This window comes from Burkholderia sp. Bp8986 (genome assembly GCF_003854225.1).
In the GTDB taxonomy this organism is placed as follows: domain Bacteria; phylum Pseudomonadota; class Gammaproteobacteria; order Burkholderiales; family Burkholderiaceae; genus Burkholderia.
Genome location: NZ_QTQM01000002.1, coordinates 216,159 through 231,519, shown reverse-complemented (window position 1 = coordinate 231,519; position 15,361 = coordinate 216,159). Strand labels below are relative to the sequence as shown.

Genomic DNA, 15,361 nt, shown 5'->3' with positions numbered 1-15,361 from the left:
GCGGCCGTTGCGGGCCGGCGTGGCCGGCCCTGACGGGCGCCGCCGGCGTTCGGCCCGTGGTGCTGTGTTCCGACCCGAAAGGAGGGAGCCATGCAATATCTACGCAACGTGTCCCGATTTGCCGTCGCGGCGGCGCTGGCCGCCGGCCTCGCCGCCGCCGTGCCCGGCGCGTACGCGCAATCGGACGGCTTGCCCGCGGCGAGCCAGCAGGGCGATGTCAGCTACGTGTCAGGCGGCATCGGCAAGGATCAATCGACGGCGTTCGAGAGCAACGAGGCGGCGTGGCCGCTGGCGCTGCGGTTCACCGGCAAGGGCGGCGAATACCTGGCCGACGTCCATGTGCGGATCGTCGACGGCAAGGGCACCGAGCTGCTGGCGACGGACGCGCGCGGGCCCTACATGCTCGTGAAGCTGCCGCCGGGGCGCTACACCGTGCATGCGTCGTACCAGGGCAGCGACGAATCGCGGGCGGTCACGGTCGGCGCGAAGGGCGGCGCGAAGGTCGCGTTCCAGTGGAGTGCGCAGTAGCGCGTCGCGCGCAGGCCCGGCCGGGCCGCGCAATCGGGCCCAGTTTCGCCCATAATGAAGGCCACGGCACTTGTGCCGTGGCTTTTTCGTTTCCGGCCCGCGGCTTGCGCGCCGGGACCGCCGCCCGGAGGAGAAACGATGTCCGATGCCGCCGACCCTCGCCTCGAAATCGTGCCGAACCGCCATCGCGTGCGCGTGATCCATCGCGGCATCACGTATGCCGATTCGCACGGCGCGCTGACCGTGCGCGAAACGGGCCTGCCGGATATCCATTACCTGCCCCGCGGCGACGTGAACATGCACCGGCTCGTGAAGTCGAGCGTCACGACGGACTGTCCGCTGAGGGGCCGGGCCGTGTATTTCGACCTGCAGACCGAAGACGGCGTGATCGAGAACGCCGCATGGAGTTACGAGGAACCGGGGGCGACTGCGTCCGCGCTTGCGCACTACGTCGCCTTCGACGTCGCACGGGTCGACAGTCTCGTCGAGACGTCCTGATGCGGCGCGTGTTCATCGGGGAGGCATCATGGAACTGAACGACACGTTACGCGTACCGCTCGCGCCGGCCGTCGTGCGGGCGGCGCTCGAGGATCTCGCGCTGCTGCGGGCGAGCTTCGATCATTGCGAATCGTTCGTGAAGCTCGCGCGCGGCGAGTTCGCGCTGACCATCACGGTGCCGCTCGGCCCGCTGCGCGCGCGCTACGACGTGCGTGCGCATTCGGCGAGCGAGCAGGGCGACGCGGAAGGGCAGCCGCGCCGCGTGCTCAACTTCAAGGCGCGGGCCGACGGCCTCGGCGCGCTGCGCGGGCAGGTCGAGCTCGTGCTGCGGCCGGACGATGACGACACGGCTGCGACGTGCATCGAATACGTGGTGTGGGCGACGGCGAGCGGGCCGCTCGCCGAGCTGCCGGCGCGGCAGATCGAGAACGCGCTGCACGAGTGGACGGACGATTTCTTCCGCGAATTCTGCGCGGTCGTGCAGGCGAAGCACGGTCTCGTGCCGAACCGCGCGCGCTCGAGCCCGCAGCGTCGCCAGCATGTGTTCCTGCGGCCGGCGTCGCTGATGGCCGCGGCGAAGCGTCCGCTGCCGCCGCACCTCGGCGGCGCGCTCGGCGGCCGCGCCGCGAGCGCCGTGCATCATCGCGAATCGGGTCCGCTGCCCGTCTGGGCGTGGGCCGCGATCGTCGTGTTCGTGGCGCTGCTGCTGTACGCGGCGCGCTGGATCAACGGCACCTGAGCGCCTGCGCGCGCCGCCGCGCTGTCTCATTGTCCGGCCGGTCGCCGGCCGTTCGTCGGCGGTGCGGCCGCCGCTAGCGTCGGGCGTCGGGCCCGGCGCCGCGAAATTCCCGCCGATATGCCGACGGCGACGTGCCGAGCGCGCCCGCGAAATGCTGGCGCAGCGACACGCTCGAGCCGTAGCCGGCCGCTTGCGCGATCGCGTCGATCGATTGTCCGGTGGTTTCCAGCAGATGCTGCGCGCGCGTGAGCCGCTCGGCCTGCAGCCACGCGGTGACGGTCGTGCCCGTCGCCTGGCGGAAGTGGCGCGTGAAGGTGCGCCGGCTCATCAGCACGCGTTCGGCGAGCGAATCCACACTGTGCGCGACGTCGAGATGCGCGCGCACCCAGTCGAGCAGGCCCGCGAGGCGCGCGTCGCGCGGATGCGCGGCGACCGGCTGCGGCACGTATTGCGCCTGGCCGCCCTGGCGGTGCGGCGGGATCACGAGACGCCGCGCGATCCGGTTCGCGGCGTCCGAGCCGAAGCGCCGCCGCACGACGTGCAGGCAGCAGTCGAGCCCTGCGGCCGTGCCGGCCGACGTCATCAGGTTGCCGTCGTCGACGTACAGCACGTCGGGGTCGAGCTTCACGCGCGGAAAGCGCTGCGCGAAGTCGTCGGCCCACGCCCAGTGTGTCGTGGCCGGGCGCCCGTCGAGCAGCCCGGCCGCGGCGAGCACGTACGCGCCGAGGCACAGGCCGACCACCTGCGCGCCGCGCGCGGCGGCCGCGCGTACCGCATCGACCAGCACGTCCGGCGGCGCTTCGTCGGGATCGCGCCATGCCGGCACGATCACGATGTCCGCGTCGTCGAGCGCGTCGAGCCCGTAAGGCGCGGTGATCGTGAAGCCGCCCGTCGTCGACAGCGGGCCGCGCTCGGCCGAGCACACGCGGCACTCGAACGCGGGCATCGCGGCCGCATCGCGCTCCTTGCCGAACACGACGGACGGCACCGACAGGTGGAACGGGCTGATGCCGTCGTACGCGATCACGGCGACGACGGTTGAGGCGGGGGCAACGGACGACGCAGCGGCGCGCATGACGGGCTCCGGGGTGGCGATGGCCCGATTCTATCGAAGAATGGCTATCGGGCCACTGTCCGCCGGCGCGATGCAATCCGACAATGCATCGCATCGCGCTGCTGTCCGCCCCGTTCCGGAGCGGGGCGGCGCGGCCGAACCCGGAGCCTGCCATGTCGAACGCCGTATCGTCTTCCGCTTCCCGCCGTGCCCTGATCGTGATCGATGTCCAGAACGAATACGTGACCGGCAACCTGCCGATCGAATATCCGCCCGTCGACGCGTCGCTGGCGAACATCGGCCGCGCGATCGACGCCGCGCACGCGGCCGGCGTGCCGGTGATCGTCGTCCAGCACGTCGCGCCGGCGGGCGCGCCGATCTTCGCACCGGGCACCGACGGTGTCGCGCTGCATCCGGTCGTCGCCGACCGGCCGTATGCGCACCTCATCGTGAAGGCGCAGGCCAGTTCGTTCGCCGGCACCGATCTCGCCGCGTGGCTCGACGCGCACGGCATCGATACGCTCGCGGTCGCCGGCTACATGACGCACAACTGCAATGCGTCGACGGTCTATCACGCGGCCCACGCGGGGCTCGCCGTCGAATACCTGGCGGACGCGACCGGCGCGTTGCCGTACGAGAACGAAGCGGGCGCGGCGAGCGCCGAAGAGATTCACCGCGCGTACACGGTGGTGTTCCAGTCGAATTTCGCGGCCGTGATGTCGACCGACGCATGGATCGCGGGACTCGGCGGCGCGGCGATGCCGACGCGCGATTCGGTGGCCGCGTCGAACCGGCGGGCCCGCGCGCAACGCGCGAAGGCGGCCTGAGCCGGTCAGTCGCCCGTCTTCAGCATCGCCGGGCTGTAACGCATCATGTCGAAGCAGCCGTCGACGAGCTGTTCCGCGTGCTGCTCGGCGTCGATCTCGTCGGGCAGCATCAGCATGTCGCGCACGAAACCGCTGACGAGCGTGTGCAGCATCAGCGTCGCGCGCCACGTGTCGAGCCGCTCGGGCAGCAGCTTGAGCCGCACGGCGCCCGCGAGATCGGCATCGATCGCGTGCAGCGCCTCGCTCATCCCCGCGCGGTTGCGCTGCAGCAGCGGTTCCATGTCCGCGACGTACTCGCACTTCATGAACAGGATGCTGAACACGCGCCGCAACTGCGAGTCGCGCTGCACGCCGAGCAGGCACCAGATCAGGATCTTGCGGATCTTCTCCAGCGGATTGCCGCCGGGCGCATCGAGCGGCATCCGCTTGAGTTCGTCGATCGGCAGGAACACGCGGTCGAACATCGCGTCGAACAGCTCGCTCTTGTTCGCGAAATGCCAGTAGATCGCGCCGCGCGTCACGCCGGCGTGATGGGCGATGTCCGCGAGCGACGTGTGCGACACGCCCTTCTCGAAGAACACGTGTTCGGCGGCGTCGAGAATGCGGTTGCGCGTCTCGAGCGCCTCCTCCTTGGTGCGTCTGACCATGTGCAGGCCTGAATGGATCGATCGTAGGTGAATATAGGGTCCGTAACCCTCGTCGCGGCTGTGCGGACGGGCTATGCTTGCGACTGGTAATAATTCGTAAGACTTGGCGGTTGGCGACGGACGAGCGGGCTTTTTACATACATTCGTGAATGTATATACAATACCACCCTACGATCGAATGACCAAAGTGGCAATCAGTTAATATCCCACTCTGCTGATTCCCGCCAAAGTACCAGTCCGCAGTTCGCGGCATCTCGTCGGCATGGAGGTCTCGTGCCGACTTGCTGTATCCAGTAGTCCAGTAATTCAGGTGTTCGATCTGCGCCGCGAGGCGCATCCGTGTGGCGCTCCGTCCGTGCGCCGCACTCATTCCATTGGTTACACACAGAGGTCGCTCCATGCGCGTCGAACGGGTTCCATACCGCTTGATCACTGTCGCGGCAGCCGCGGTTTTCCTGGCTGCATGCGGAAAAAAAGAATCGGCACCGCCGCCGCAAACGCCGGAAGTCGGCGTCGTCACCGTCCAGCCGCAAGCCGTGCCGGTCTACAGCGAACTGCCGGGCCGTACCAGCGCATTCCTCGTTGCGCAGGTCCGCGCGCGGGTCGACGGCATCGTGCTGCGCCGTGAATTCACCGAAGGCACCGACGTCAAGGCCGGCCAGCGTCTGTACAAGATCGATCCGGCGCCGTACCTCGCTGCATTGAACAGCGCGAAGGCGACGCTCGCGAAGGCGCAGGCGAACCTCGTCACGCAGAACGCGCTGGTCGCGCGCTACAAGGTGCTGGTGGCCGCGAACGCGGTCAGCAAGCAGGACTACGACAACGCGGTGGCCACCCAAGGGCAGGCCGCGGCGGACGTCGCGGCCGGCAAGGCAGCGGTCGACACCGCGCAGATCAATCTCGGCTACACGGATGTGGTCTCGCCGATCACCGGCCGCGTCGGCATTTCGCAGGTGACGCCGGGCGCGTACGTGCAGGCGAGCCAGGCGACGCTGATGTCGACGGTGCAGCAGCTCGATCCGGTCTATGTCGACCTGACGCAGTCGAGCCTCGACGGGCTGAAGCTGCGCCAGGACGTGCAGAGCGGCCGCCTGAAGACGAGCGGCCCGGGCGCGGCGAAGGTGTCGCTGATCCTGGAAGACGGCAAGACGTACTCCGAAGCCGGCAAGCTGCAGTTCTCCGACGTGACGGTCGACCAGGCCACCGGCTCGGTGACGATCCGCGCGGTCTTCCCGAACCCGGGCCGCGTGCTGCTGCCGGGGATGTTCGTGCGCGCACGGATCGAGGAAGGCGTGAACGAGAACGCGTTCCTGGTGCCGCAGATCGGCGTCACGCATGACCAGAAGGGCCAGGCGATCGCGATGGTGGTGAACGCGAGCAACAAGGTCGAGCCGCGTCCGCTGAAGACGGCGGGCATGCGCGGCCAGGACTGGATCGTCGAAGGCGGTCTGCAGGCGGGCGACCACGTGATCGTGCAGGGGGGCGAGAAGGTGCGTCCGGGCGCGACCGTGAAGTCGGTGGAGGCACAACTCGCACCGGCGGCCGGTGCCGCATCGGGTGTCGCCGCTGCCACCGCCGCGCCGGCTGCCGCCGGTTCCGGCGCCGCCGCCGCGTCCGGCGCCGCCGCATCGGGCGCAGCGCCGGCGAGCGCCGCCGCTGCTTCGAGCGCGCAATAACAGGGAGCCTGTTTCATGGCAAAGTTTTTTATCGATCGCCCGATCTTCGCGTGGGTGATCGCCATCATCCTGATGCTGGCCGGGGTTGCGGCGATCTTCACGCTGCCGATCGCGCAGTATCCGACGATCGCGCCGCCATCGATCCAGATCACCGCGAACTACCCGGGCGCTTCCGCGAAGACGGTGGAAGACACGGTGACGCAGGTGATCGAGCAGCAGATGAGCGGTCTCGACAACTTCCTGTACATGTCGTCGACGAGTGACGACTCGGGCAACGCCACGATCACGCTGACGTTCGCGCCGGGCACCAACGCCGACATCGCGCAGGTCCAGGTGCAGAACAAGCTGTCGCTCGCGACGCCGGTTCTGCCGCAGGTCGTGCAGCAGCTCGGTCTGTCGGTGACGAAGTCGAGCAGCAGCTTCCTGCTGGTGCTCGCCTTCAACTCCGAAGACGGCAGCATGAACAAGTACGACCTCGCGAACTTCGTGGCGTCGCACGTGAAGGATCCGATCAGCCGGTTGAACGGCGTCGGTACCGTCACGCTGTTCGGCTCGCAGTACGCGATGCGGATCTGGCTCGACCCGACCCGCCTGACGAACTACGGCCTCACGCCGGTCGACGTGACGAGCGCGATCACCGCGCAGAACGTGCAGATCGCGGGCGGCCAGATCGGCGGCACGCCGGCCAAGCCGGGCACCGTGCTGCAGGCGACGATCACCGAATCGACGCTGCTGCAGACGCCCGAGCAGTTCGGCAACATCCTGCTGAAGGTCAACCAGGACGGCTCGCAGGTGCGCCTGAAGGACGTCGCGCAAATCGGCCTCGGCGGCGAAAACTACAACTTCGACACGAAGTACAACGGTCAGCCGACCGCGGCACTCGGTATCCAGCTCGCGACCAACGCGAACGCGCTCGCGACCGCGAAGGCCGTGCGCGCGAAGATCGACGAGCTCGCACCGTTCTTCCCGCACGGCCTCGTCGTGAAGTATCCGTACGACACGACGCCGTTCGTGAAGCTGTCGATCGAGGAAGTGGTCAAGACGCTGCTCGAAGGTATCGTGCTCGTGTTCCTCGTGATGTATCTGTTCCTGCAGAACCTGCGGGCGACGATCATCCCGACGATCGCGGTGCCGGTCGTGCTGCTCGGCACGTTCGCGATCATGTCGCTGGTGGGCTTCTCGATCAACACGTTGTCGATGTTCGGCCTCGTGCTCGCGATCGGCCTGCTGGTGGACGATGCGATCGTGGTGGTGGAGAACGTCGAGCGCGTGATGGCGGAAGAGGGGCTGTCGCCGAAGGAGGCGACCCGCAAGGCGATGGGCCAGATCACCGGCGCACTCGTCGGCGTCGCGCTCGTGCTGTCGGCGGTGTTCGTGCCGGTCGCGTTCTCCGGCGGGTCGGTCGGTGCGATCTATCGTCAGTTCTCGCTGACGATCGTGTCGGCGATGGTGCTGTCGGTGCTGGTCGCGTTGATTCTGACGCCCGCCCTGTGCGCGACGATCCTCAAGCCGATCCCGCAGGGCCATCACGAAGAGAAGAAGGGCTTCTTCGGCTGGTTCAACCGCACGTTCAACAACAGCCGCGACAAGTACCACGTCGGCGTGCACCACGTGATCAAGCGCTCGGGCCGCTGGCTGATCATCTACCTGGTCGTGATCGTCGCGGTCGGCCTGCTGTTCGTGCGCCTGCCGAAGTCGTTCCTGCCCGATGAAGACCAGGGCCTGATGTTCGTGATCGTGCAGACGCCGTCGGGCTCGACGCAGGAAACGACCGCGAAGACGCTCGCGAACATTTCCGACTACCTGCTGAAGGACGAGAAGGAAATCGTCGAATCGGCGTTCACGGTCAACGGCTTCAGCTTCGCCGGCCGCGGCCAGAACTCGGGTCTCGTGTTCGTGCGCCTGAAGGACTACTCGCAGCGCCAGCACGCGAACCAGAAGGTCCAGGCGCTGATCGGCCGGATGTTCGGGCGCTATTCGGGCTACAAGGACGCGATCGTGATCCCGTTCAACCCGCCGTCGATTCCGGAACTCGGCACCGCCGCCGGCTTCGACTTCGAGCTGACGGACAACGCCGGTCTCGGCCACGACGCGCTGATGGCCGCACGTAACCAGCTGCTCGGGATGGCCTCGAAGGATCCGACGCTGCAGGGCGTGCGTCCGAACGGGCTGAACGATACGCCGCAGTACAAGGTCGACATCGATCGCGAGAAGGCGAATGCGCTCGGCGTGACGGCGGATGCGATCGACCAGACGTTCTCGATCGCGTGGGCGTCGAAGTACGTGAACAACTTCCTCGACACCGACGGCCGGATCAAGAAGGTGTACGTGCAGTCGGATGCGCCGTTCCGGATGACGCCGGAGGACATGAACATCTGGTACGTGCGCAACGGGTCGGGCGGGATGGTGCCGTTCAGCGCGTTCGCGACCGGTCACTGGACGTACGGTTCGCCGAAGCTCGAGCGTTACAACGGCGTGTCGGCGATGGAAATCCAGGGTCAGGCCGCACCGGGCAAGTCGACCGGTCAGGCGATGACCGCGATGGAAGGGCTCGCGAAGAAGCTGCCGGTCGGTATCGGCTATTCGTGGACCGGCCTGTCGTTCCAGGAAATCCAGTCCGGCTCGCAGGCGCCGATCCTGTACGCGATCTCGATCCTCGTCGTGTTCCTGTGTCTCGCGGCACTGTATGAAAGCTGGTCGATCCCGTTCTCGGTGATCATGGTGGTGCCGCTCGGCGTGGTCGGCGCACTGCTCGCGGCGACGATGCGCGGCCTCGAGAACGACGTGTTCTTCCAGGTCGGCCTGCTGACCACGGTGGGCTTGTCCGCGAAGAACGCGATCCTGATCGTCGAATTCGCGCGCGAACTGCAGATGACCGAGAAGATGGGGCCGATCGAGGCCGCGCTGGAAGCCGCGCGCCTGCGGCTGCGTCCGATCCTGATGACGTCGCTCGCGTTCATTCTCGGCGTGATGCCGCTCGCGATCAGCAACGGCGCGGGTTCGGCCAGCCAGCACGCGATCGGTACCGGCGTGATCGGCGGGATGATCACGGCGACGTTCCTCGCGATCTTCATGATCCCGATGTTCTTCGTGAAGATCCGCGCGATCTTCAGCGGCGAGAAGGAAGACGTCGACCAGGCGCTGCGTCTGGCTCAGGAGCACTCGCACCACGAAGAGAAGCCGGGCAACGGCGACGAAGGCAACAAGGGACAGTGATGATGCAAAAACACGCTTTGACTGCAATCGCGGTCGCGCTGCTGGCCACGGGCTGCACGATGGCGCCGCACTACACGCGGCCCGACGCGCCCGTCGCGCAGGCGTACCCGGCCGGCGGCGTCTATGCGACGCAGCCGGGCGCTGCCGGCGCGCGCAGCGCGAACGGCCAGGCAGCGACCGCCATCGGCTGGCGCGAATTCTTCGTCGATCCGCGCCTGCAGCGGCTGATCGAGATCGCGCTGAAGAACAACCGCGACCTGCGCGTGTCGGTGCTGAACATCGAGGCGGCGCGCGCGCAGTACCAGATCACGCGCGCGGGCCTGTTCCCGACGCTCGACGGCACGGGCACGGGCAGCATCCAGCGCGTACCGCAGGGCCTGTCGCAGACGGGTGCGCCGTATATCTCGCGGGCCTACAACGTCGGCGTTTCCGCGTCGTGGGAACTCGATCTGTTCGGTCGCGTGCAGAGCCTGAAGGACCAGGCGCTCGCGCAGTACCTGTCGACGTCGTACGCACGGCAGGCTGCCGAGATCTCGCTGGTGTCGCAGGTGGCGGATCAGTACCTGACGCTGCTGTCGACCGACGACCTGCTGCAGGTCACGGAAAACACGCTGAAGTCGGCCCAGGCGTCCTACGACCTGACCAAGCTGCAGTTCGACAACGGCACGGGCTCCGAGCTCGAGCTGCGTCAGGCGCAGACGGTCGTCGAGACGGCGCTCGCGAACCAGCAGGCGCAGGCGCGCGCGCGTGCGCAGGCGCTGAACGCGCTGGTGCTGCTGATCGGCGAGCCGCTGCCGGACGATCTGCCGGCGGGCATGCCGCTCGACGCGCAGAACCTGCTGACGGACGTGCCGGCCGGTCTGCCGTCCGACCTGCTGACGCGTCGTCCGGACGTGATGCAGGCCGAGCAGACGCTGCTGGCCGCGAACGCGAACATCGGCGCGGCGCGTGCGGCGTTCTTCCCGCGCATCTCGCTGACGGGCGCGTTCGGCACCGGCAGCCCGACGCTCGGCGGCCTGTTCAAGGCTGGCACCGCGGCGTGGTCGTTCGCGCCGCAGATCACGATGCCGATCTTCGAAGGCGGGCAGAACATCGCGAACCTGAACCTCGCGAACGTGCAGAAGCGCATCGAGATCGCCAACTACGAGAAGGCGATCCAGTCGGCGTTCCGCGAAGTGTCGGACGGGCTGGCCGCACGCGGCACGTACGACCAGCAGATCGCCGCGCTCGAGCGCAACGAGCACGCGCAGCAGCGTCGCTTCGACCTGTCGGACCTGCGCTACAAGAACGGTGTCGACAGCTACCTGTCGGTGCTGACCGCGCAGACCGACCTGTACTCGGCGCAGCAGTCGCTGATCAGCGCGCGCCTGGCACGCTGGACGAACCTCGTCACGCTGTACCGCGCACTGGGCGGCGGCTGGATCCAGCACGCGGGCGAGACGCCGCGCGCACCGGACGAGACGGTCGACTACGACAAGGCGGCTGCTCCGGCTGCTGCGTCGGCGGCAGCGACGAACGGGTAAGCGCGACGGCGGGCAGGAGCGGGCGACCGCGCCGGTTCGCCGAAGTCGCGGTCCCCGGGATGCGACAACGCCACGGACGAAGGTCCGTGGCGTTTTTTTATGTGCGGCCGGTTCGGTTGGCCGCGACCGCGGATCGTCATCACCGGCACCTCCGCTATCGTCGCTCAATCACTCGCCGCAAAGCAAAACGCCACGGCAAGCCGTGGCGTTTTTCCTTTACCGTATCGCGCCGTCCTTCGGCGCGTCCGGGTCGGACCGATCAGTGATGCACGTCGGCCGGGCGTCCGTCGAAGTCGTGCCCTGCGCGGCGGATCTCGCAACGCGCGTCTTTCTCGCCCTTCACGCCGTTGAACACGACGTTCAGGATCACGGCGGTGGCCGACGCGAGCAGGATGCCGCTATGCAGGATCGGGGCGAGCGCGGGCGGCAGCTTCGAGAAGAAGTGCGGCGACACGACCGGCACGAGGCCCATGCCGACGCTCACGGCGACGATGAACAGGTTGTGCGAGTTGTTCACGAAGTCGACCTTCGACAGCACCTTGATGCCGTTCGCGGCCACCATCCCGAACATCACGATGCCCGCGCCGCCGAGCACGAACGGCGGCACCGACGCGACGACCTGCGCCATCTTCGGGAACAGGCCGAGCAGCACCAGGATCACGCCGCCCGTCGCGCAGACGAACCGGCTCTTCACGCCCGTCACGCCGATCAGGCCGACGTTCTGCGAGAACGACGTATGCGGGAACGAGTTGAAGATGCCGCCGATTAGCGTGCCGAGGCCGTCGACGCGCAGGCCGCGCACGAGGCGGTCCTGGTTGACCGGACGATCGACCATGTCGCCGACCGCGAGGAACATGCCGGTCGATTCGATGAACGTGACGAACATCACCGTGACCATCGTCGCGATCGACAGCGGGTCGAAGTGCGGCAGGCCGAAGTGGAACGGCATCACGAAGCCGACCCACGGTGCGTGCGCGACGCCGTCGGTATTCACGCGGCCGATCGCGAACGCGATCACGAAGCCGGCGACGATGCCGAGCAGCACCGAGATGTTCGCGAGGAAGCCGCGGCCGTACTTGTTGATCAGCAGGATCAGCGTGAGCACGAGCAGCGACAGGCCGAGGTAGACGGGGCTGCCGTATTCGGGGTTGCCGACGCCGCCGGCTGCCCAGTTGATTCCGACTTCCATCAGCGACAGCCCGATCACCGCGATCACGGTGCCGACCACGACCGGCGGGAAGAACCGCAACAGCTTGCCGATCATCGGCGCGAGCACGATGCCGATGATGCCGGCCGCGATGGTCGAGCCGAAGATGTCGAGAATGCCGAGGCCGGGGTTGGTGCCGATCGCGATCATCGGGCCGACGGCCGCGAACGTGCAGCCCATGATGACGGGCAGGCGGATCCCGAAGATCCACAGGCCGAGCGTCTGGATCAGCGTGGCGATGCCGCACGAAAACAGATCGGCGCTGATCAGGAACGCGATCTGGTCTTTCGGCAGCTTCAGCGCGCCGCCAACGATAAGCGGCACGGCGACGGCGCCGGCGTACATGACGAGGACGTGCTGGAGACCAAGCGTTACAAGCTTGCCGGTCGGCAGCACCTCATCGCACGGATGGACCGTGTTCGATTGCATCTGTCTCACTCCATGATCTTGTTTTCGGGGTGGTACGAAGTTATGCGGAATGCCACATCGCAACAAGAGCGCTGGGTTCTATTCCGTTCTTTGCTGGTTCGATATGCCTGGTCGGCATGAAACAGGGTGTCGATCATCGGGAAACTGCCGCTGGAGTGAGGTTCCCCGGTTTTATAGCCCTACAAAATAGCGCGGACCCCCATGTCAAATATCGGCCGCTTTATGGTGTGTATCGCGACCGCGGCATAGTGGCAAAAACGACCGGCGCAAGATCGCGCCGGGTTAACCCGCGAGCGGCTGTTTTGGCGGGCAAGGTGCGGCCCGGCGAAGCCGGTCGTTCACGGCCGTGTTTTCGCGTCGCCGCGCGGCCGAAAGCGTCGCAAAAATCGGGGCGCATGGCGCGATCCCGCTATCATCGATATCCGTCCACTCGACTACGCCATCCCGTCATGCGCCTGCTCGGAATCGACCTCGGCACCGGCTCCGTCAAACTCGTCACGCTCGATGCCGATGGCATCGAGCGCGCGGTGGCGAGCGAACCCTATGCGTTGTCGTCGCCGCAGCCCGGCTGGGCCGAAATCGCGCCCGACGTCTGGTGGCAGGCGCTCGTGCGGGCCGCCGCGCGGCTGCCGGCCGGCGAGCGCGCGCAGGTCGCCGCGATCGGCTTCTCCGGCCAGATGCATGGCGTCGTGCTGATCGACGCGGCCGGGCAGCCGGTGCGGCCCGCGCTGTTGTGGCCCGATACGCGCGCGGTGCGCGAAGCGGACGCGGCGGATTGGCCCGTCGCCGGTTTGCCCGTCGCACCGAATCCCGTCGCGCCCGGCATGGCGGGGCCGCTGTTGCGCTGGCTGGCCGCACACGAACCGCAGGCGCTGCGGGCCGCACGCTGGGCCGTGCAGCCGAAGGACTGGCTGCGCGTGGCGCTGGGCGGCGAGGTCGTGGCCGATCCGAGCGACGCGTGCGCGACCGCGCTCGCGACGCCGGACGGCGCATGGGATACGGCGCTGATCGAGTCGCTGGGCCTGCCGCTCGACCGGTTCGCGCCGGTGCGGGCGTCGGGCGCGCGCTGCGGCGTGCTCGATGCGAAGGCCGCGGCGGCACTCGGGCTGCCGGCCGGCGTGCCGCTGGCGACGGGGGCGGCCGATACGGCGTGCGCGGCGCTCGGCAGCGGGCTCGTCGCGGCCGGCGACGCGCTGCTGACCACCGGCAGCGGCGGCCAGATCGTCGTGCTCGCGGATGCGCTGCCGCCCGCGCGGCGCGGGCTGCACCGCTATCGCGCGGCAGCCGGCGACGGCTATTACACGATGGCCGCGATGCAGAACGTCGGGCTCGCGCTCGAAGCCGTGCGTGGCTGGCTCGGCTATCCGGGCTGGGCGGATGCGTACGACGACGCGTTCGCGCAGCCGGCGTCCGAGCGGCTGTGCTTCCTGCCGTACCTGACGGGCGAGCGCTCGCCGTGGATGAATCCCGACGCGCGCGGCGGCTGGCTCGGGCTCGGGCTCGGCGACACGCGCGGCGCGATGATGCGCGCCGCATTCGAAGGCGTCGCGTTCGGGCTGCGCGCGGGGCTCGATGCGATCCGCGCTGCGAACCCGGCCGATCCGGTGACGGCGCTGCGCCTCGCCGGCGGCGGCTCGGTCGATCCGCGCTGGCGCCAGTTGCTCGCGGATGCGCTCGGCGCGTCGCTGGACGCGGTCGATTGCCCGAACGCCGCGACGCGCGGTGCCGCGCTGCTCGCCGGCGTCGCGATCGGACACTGGCGCGACGACGCGCTGCGCACGCTGGCGCCGGCTGCGTCGCCCGTCGCCGCGCCGCGCGACGATCGCGCGCTGGCCGCCCGCCATGCGCGTTTCATCGATCTGTATGCGCGAACGGATGCGTGGTTCACGAGCGGCGTTTAAACTCGGGCACTTGTCCTGGATTGTCCTGTTGCGACCACGGTGACGCCTCGCGGCAAGCCGGCGGCCGTTTCCCGCGCGCGCCGGGCAGCGGGATCGGAGATCATGCCGGACACGATACGGCTTTGCCGTGTCGCGCGGCACGGCGCGACCTGATCACGCGCGCTCTGCCGCGCGAGATGCTCGACGACGGCGTCGACCCGATGAAGAAGGGCGAATCGATTCGCCCGATCGTGCTGTATTGAACGGAAGGGAACCCCATGCTCGAACTCGTTTCTTCGCATGCTTGCCACGGTGGCGAGCAACGCTTCTATCGCCACGATTCGAAGGCGATCGGCCTGCCGATGAAGTTCTCGGTGTACCTGCCGCCGCAGGCGGCGCACGACCGCGTGCCGGCGCTGTTCTATCTCGCGGGGCTCACCTGCACCGAGGAGACGTTCGCGATCAAGGGCGGCGCGCAGCAGTACGCGGCACAGCACGGCCTCGCGCTCGTGATGCCCGATACGAGCCCGCGCGGCGCGGGTGTGCCGGGCGAGTCGGAGGCGTGGGATTTCGGCGTCGGCGCGGGTTTCTATGTCGACGCGACGCAAGCACCGTGGTCGACGCATTACCGGATGGAGTCCTACGTGACGGGCGAGCTGCGCGAACTCGTCGCGGCCGAGCTGCCGATCGACGGCGCGCGGCTCGGGATCTTCGGCCACTCGATGGGCGGGCACGGCGCGCTGACGCTCGCGCTGCGTCACCCCGACCTGTACCGGTCGGTGTCGGCGTTCGCGCCGATCGCCGCGCCGACGCGCTGCCCGTGGGGCGAGAAGGCGTTCTCGGGTTATCTGGGTGCCGACCGCGAAGCATGGAAAGAGCACGACGCAAGCGAGCTCGTCGCGCGCGCGGATGCGCCGAAGTTCGCGGACGGCATCCTCGTCGACCAGGGCCTCGCCGACCAGTTCCTCGCGAACCAGCTGAACCCCGACGTGTTCGAAGCCGCGTGCGCGAAAGCCGGCCAGCCGCTGACGCTGCGCCGCCATGCGGGCTACGACCACGGTTACTACTTCATCTCGACGTTCATCGCCGATCACATCGCGCATCATGCGCGGGTGCTGGCACGTTAGTGCGATAAAC

At 68.1% G+C, this 15,361-nt stretch carries 12 protein-coding genes; 9 read left to right on the top strand and 3 right to left on the bottom strand.

Features of this window, described 5'->3' with window-relative positions:
- Positions 1 to 90: 90 nt before the first annotated feature.
- From DID99_RS03025 to DID99_RS03015, 3 genes are all read left to right on the top strand, one after another.
- Positions 91 to 528 (top strand): carboxypeptidase-like regulatory domain-containing protein, encoded by a 438-nt coding sequence (locus DID99_RS03025; RefSeq protein ID WP_124666046.1) that lies wholly within the window; start codon positions 91 to 93, stop codon positions 526 to 528.
- Between the two features lie 138 nt (positions 529 to 666).
- The gene (locus tag DID99_RS03020; RefSeq protein WP_044844491.1) at positions 667 to 1,026 is read left to right on the top strand and encodes a DUF427 domain-containing protein; all 360 of its coding nucleotides are present in this window, start codon (positions 667 to 669) and stop codon (positions 1,024 to 1,026) included.
- A gap of 28 nt (positions 1,027 to 1,054) precedes the next feature.
- The gene (locus tag DID99_RS03015; RefSeq protein WP_124570684.1) at positions 1,055 to 1,765 is read left to right on the top strand and encodes a CoxG family protein; all 711 of its coding nucleotides are present in this window, start codon (positions 1,055 to 1,057) and stop codon (positions 1,763 to 1,765) included.
- 73 nt (positions 1,766 to 1,838) lie between these two features.
- Here the strand turns inward: DID99_RS03015 and DID99_RS03010 are convergent, their stop codons facing one another.
- Positions 1,839 to 2,840, bottom strand: coding sequence for a helix-turn-helix domain-containing protein (locus DID99_RS03010; protein ID WP_124521101.1), 1,002 nt, complete (start codon positions 2,838 to 2,840; stop codon positions 1,839 to 1,841).
- Positions 2,841 to 2,992: 152 nt separating this feature from the next.
- On the opposite strand from DID99_RS03010, the gene DID99_RS03005 reads away from it, so the two are divergent.
- On the top strand, positions 2,993 to 3,646 hold the full coding sequence (locus DID99_RS03005) for a cysteine hydrolase family protein (RefSeq protein WP_124666045.1): 654 nt from the start codon (positions 2,993 to 2,995) through the stop codon (positions 3,644 to 3,646).
- A 5-nt stretch (positions 3,647 to 3,651) separates the two neighbouring features.
- Here the strand turns inward: DID99_RS03005 and DID99_RS03000 are convergent, their stop codons facing one another.
- A complete protein-coding gene (locus DID99_RS03000; RefSeq protein ID WP_124486934.1) occupies positions 3,652 to 4,293 on the bottom strand; it encodes a TetR family transcriptional regulator in 642 nt (213 codons plus the stop codon).
- Between the two features lie 398 nt (positions 4,294 to 4,691).
- On the opposite strand from DID99_RS03000, the gene DID99_RS02995 reads away from it, so the two are divergent.
- From DID99_RS02995 to DID99_RS02985, 3 genes are read left to right on the top strand one after another with little or no spacing between them, the layout of a single operon-like run.
- Entirely contained in the window at positions 4,692 to 5,969 is a 1,278-nt protein-coding gene (locus DID99_RS02995) for an efflux RND transporter periplasmic adaptor subunit (RefSeq protein ID WP_124486935.1), read from the top strand.
- A 15-nt stretch (positions 5,970 to 5,984) separates the two neighbouring features.
- Positions 5,985 to 9,185, top strand: a complete 3,201-nt coding sequence (bpeB, locus tag DID99_RS02990) for an efflux RND transporter permease BpeB (protein WP_044844486.1) — start codon at positions 5,985 to 5,987, stop codon at positions 9,183 to 9,185.
- Complete coding sequence (locus DID99_RS02985; protein ID WP_044844485.1) at positions 9,185 to 10,708, top strand: efflux transporter outer membrane subunit; 1,524 nt, start codon at positions 9,185 to 9,187, stop codon at positions 10,706 to 10,708. The genes bpeB and DID99_RS02985 overlap by 1 nt, the downstream gene beginning before the upstream one ends.
- A gap of 259 nt (positions 10,709 to 10,967) precedes the next feature.
- Here DID99_RS02985 and DID99_RS02980 read toward each other — a convergent pair whose 3' ends face one another.
- The gene (locus DID99_RS02980) at positions 10,968 to 12,344 is read right to left on the bottom strand and encodes a nucleobase:cation symporter-2 family protein (RefSeq protein WP_185640842.1); all 1,377 of its coding nucleotides are present in this window, start codon (positions 12,342 to 12,344) and stop codon (positions 10,968 to 10,970) included.
- A gap of 449 nt (positions 12,345 to 12,793) precedes the next feature.
- Between DID99_RS02980 and DID99_RS02975 the strand changes: the two genes are divergently transcribed.
- On the top strand, positions 12,794 to 14,245 hold the full coding sequence (locus DID99_RS02975; protein WP_124486937.1) for a xylulokinase: 1,452 nt from the start codon (positions 12,794 to 12,796) through the stop codon (positions 14,243 to 14,245).
- A 257-nt stretch (positions 14,246 to 14,502) separates the two neighbouring features.
- On the top strand, positions 14,503 to 15,351 hold the full coding sequence (fghA, locus tag DID99_RS02965) for an S-formylglutathione hydrolase (RefSeq protein WP_124666044.1): 849 nt from the start codon (positions 14,503 to 14,505) through the stop codon (positions 15,349 to 15,351).
- Positions 15,352 to 15,361 lie beyond the last annotated feature (10 nt).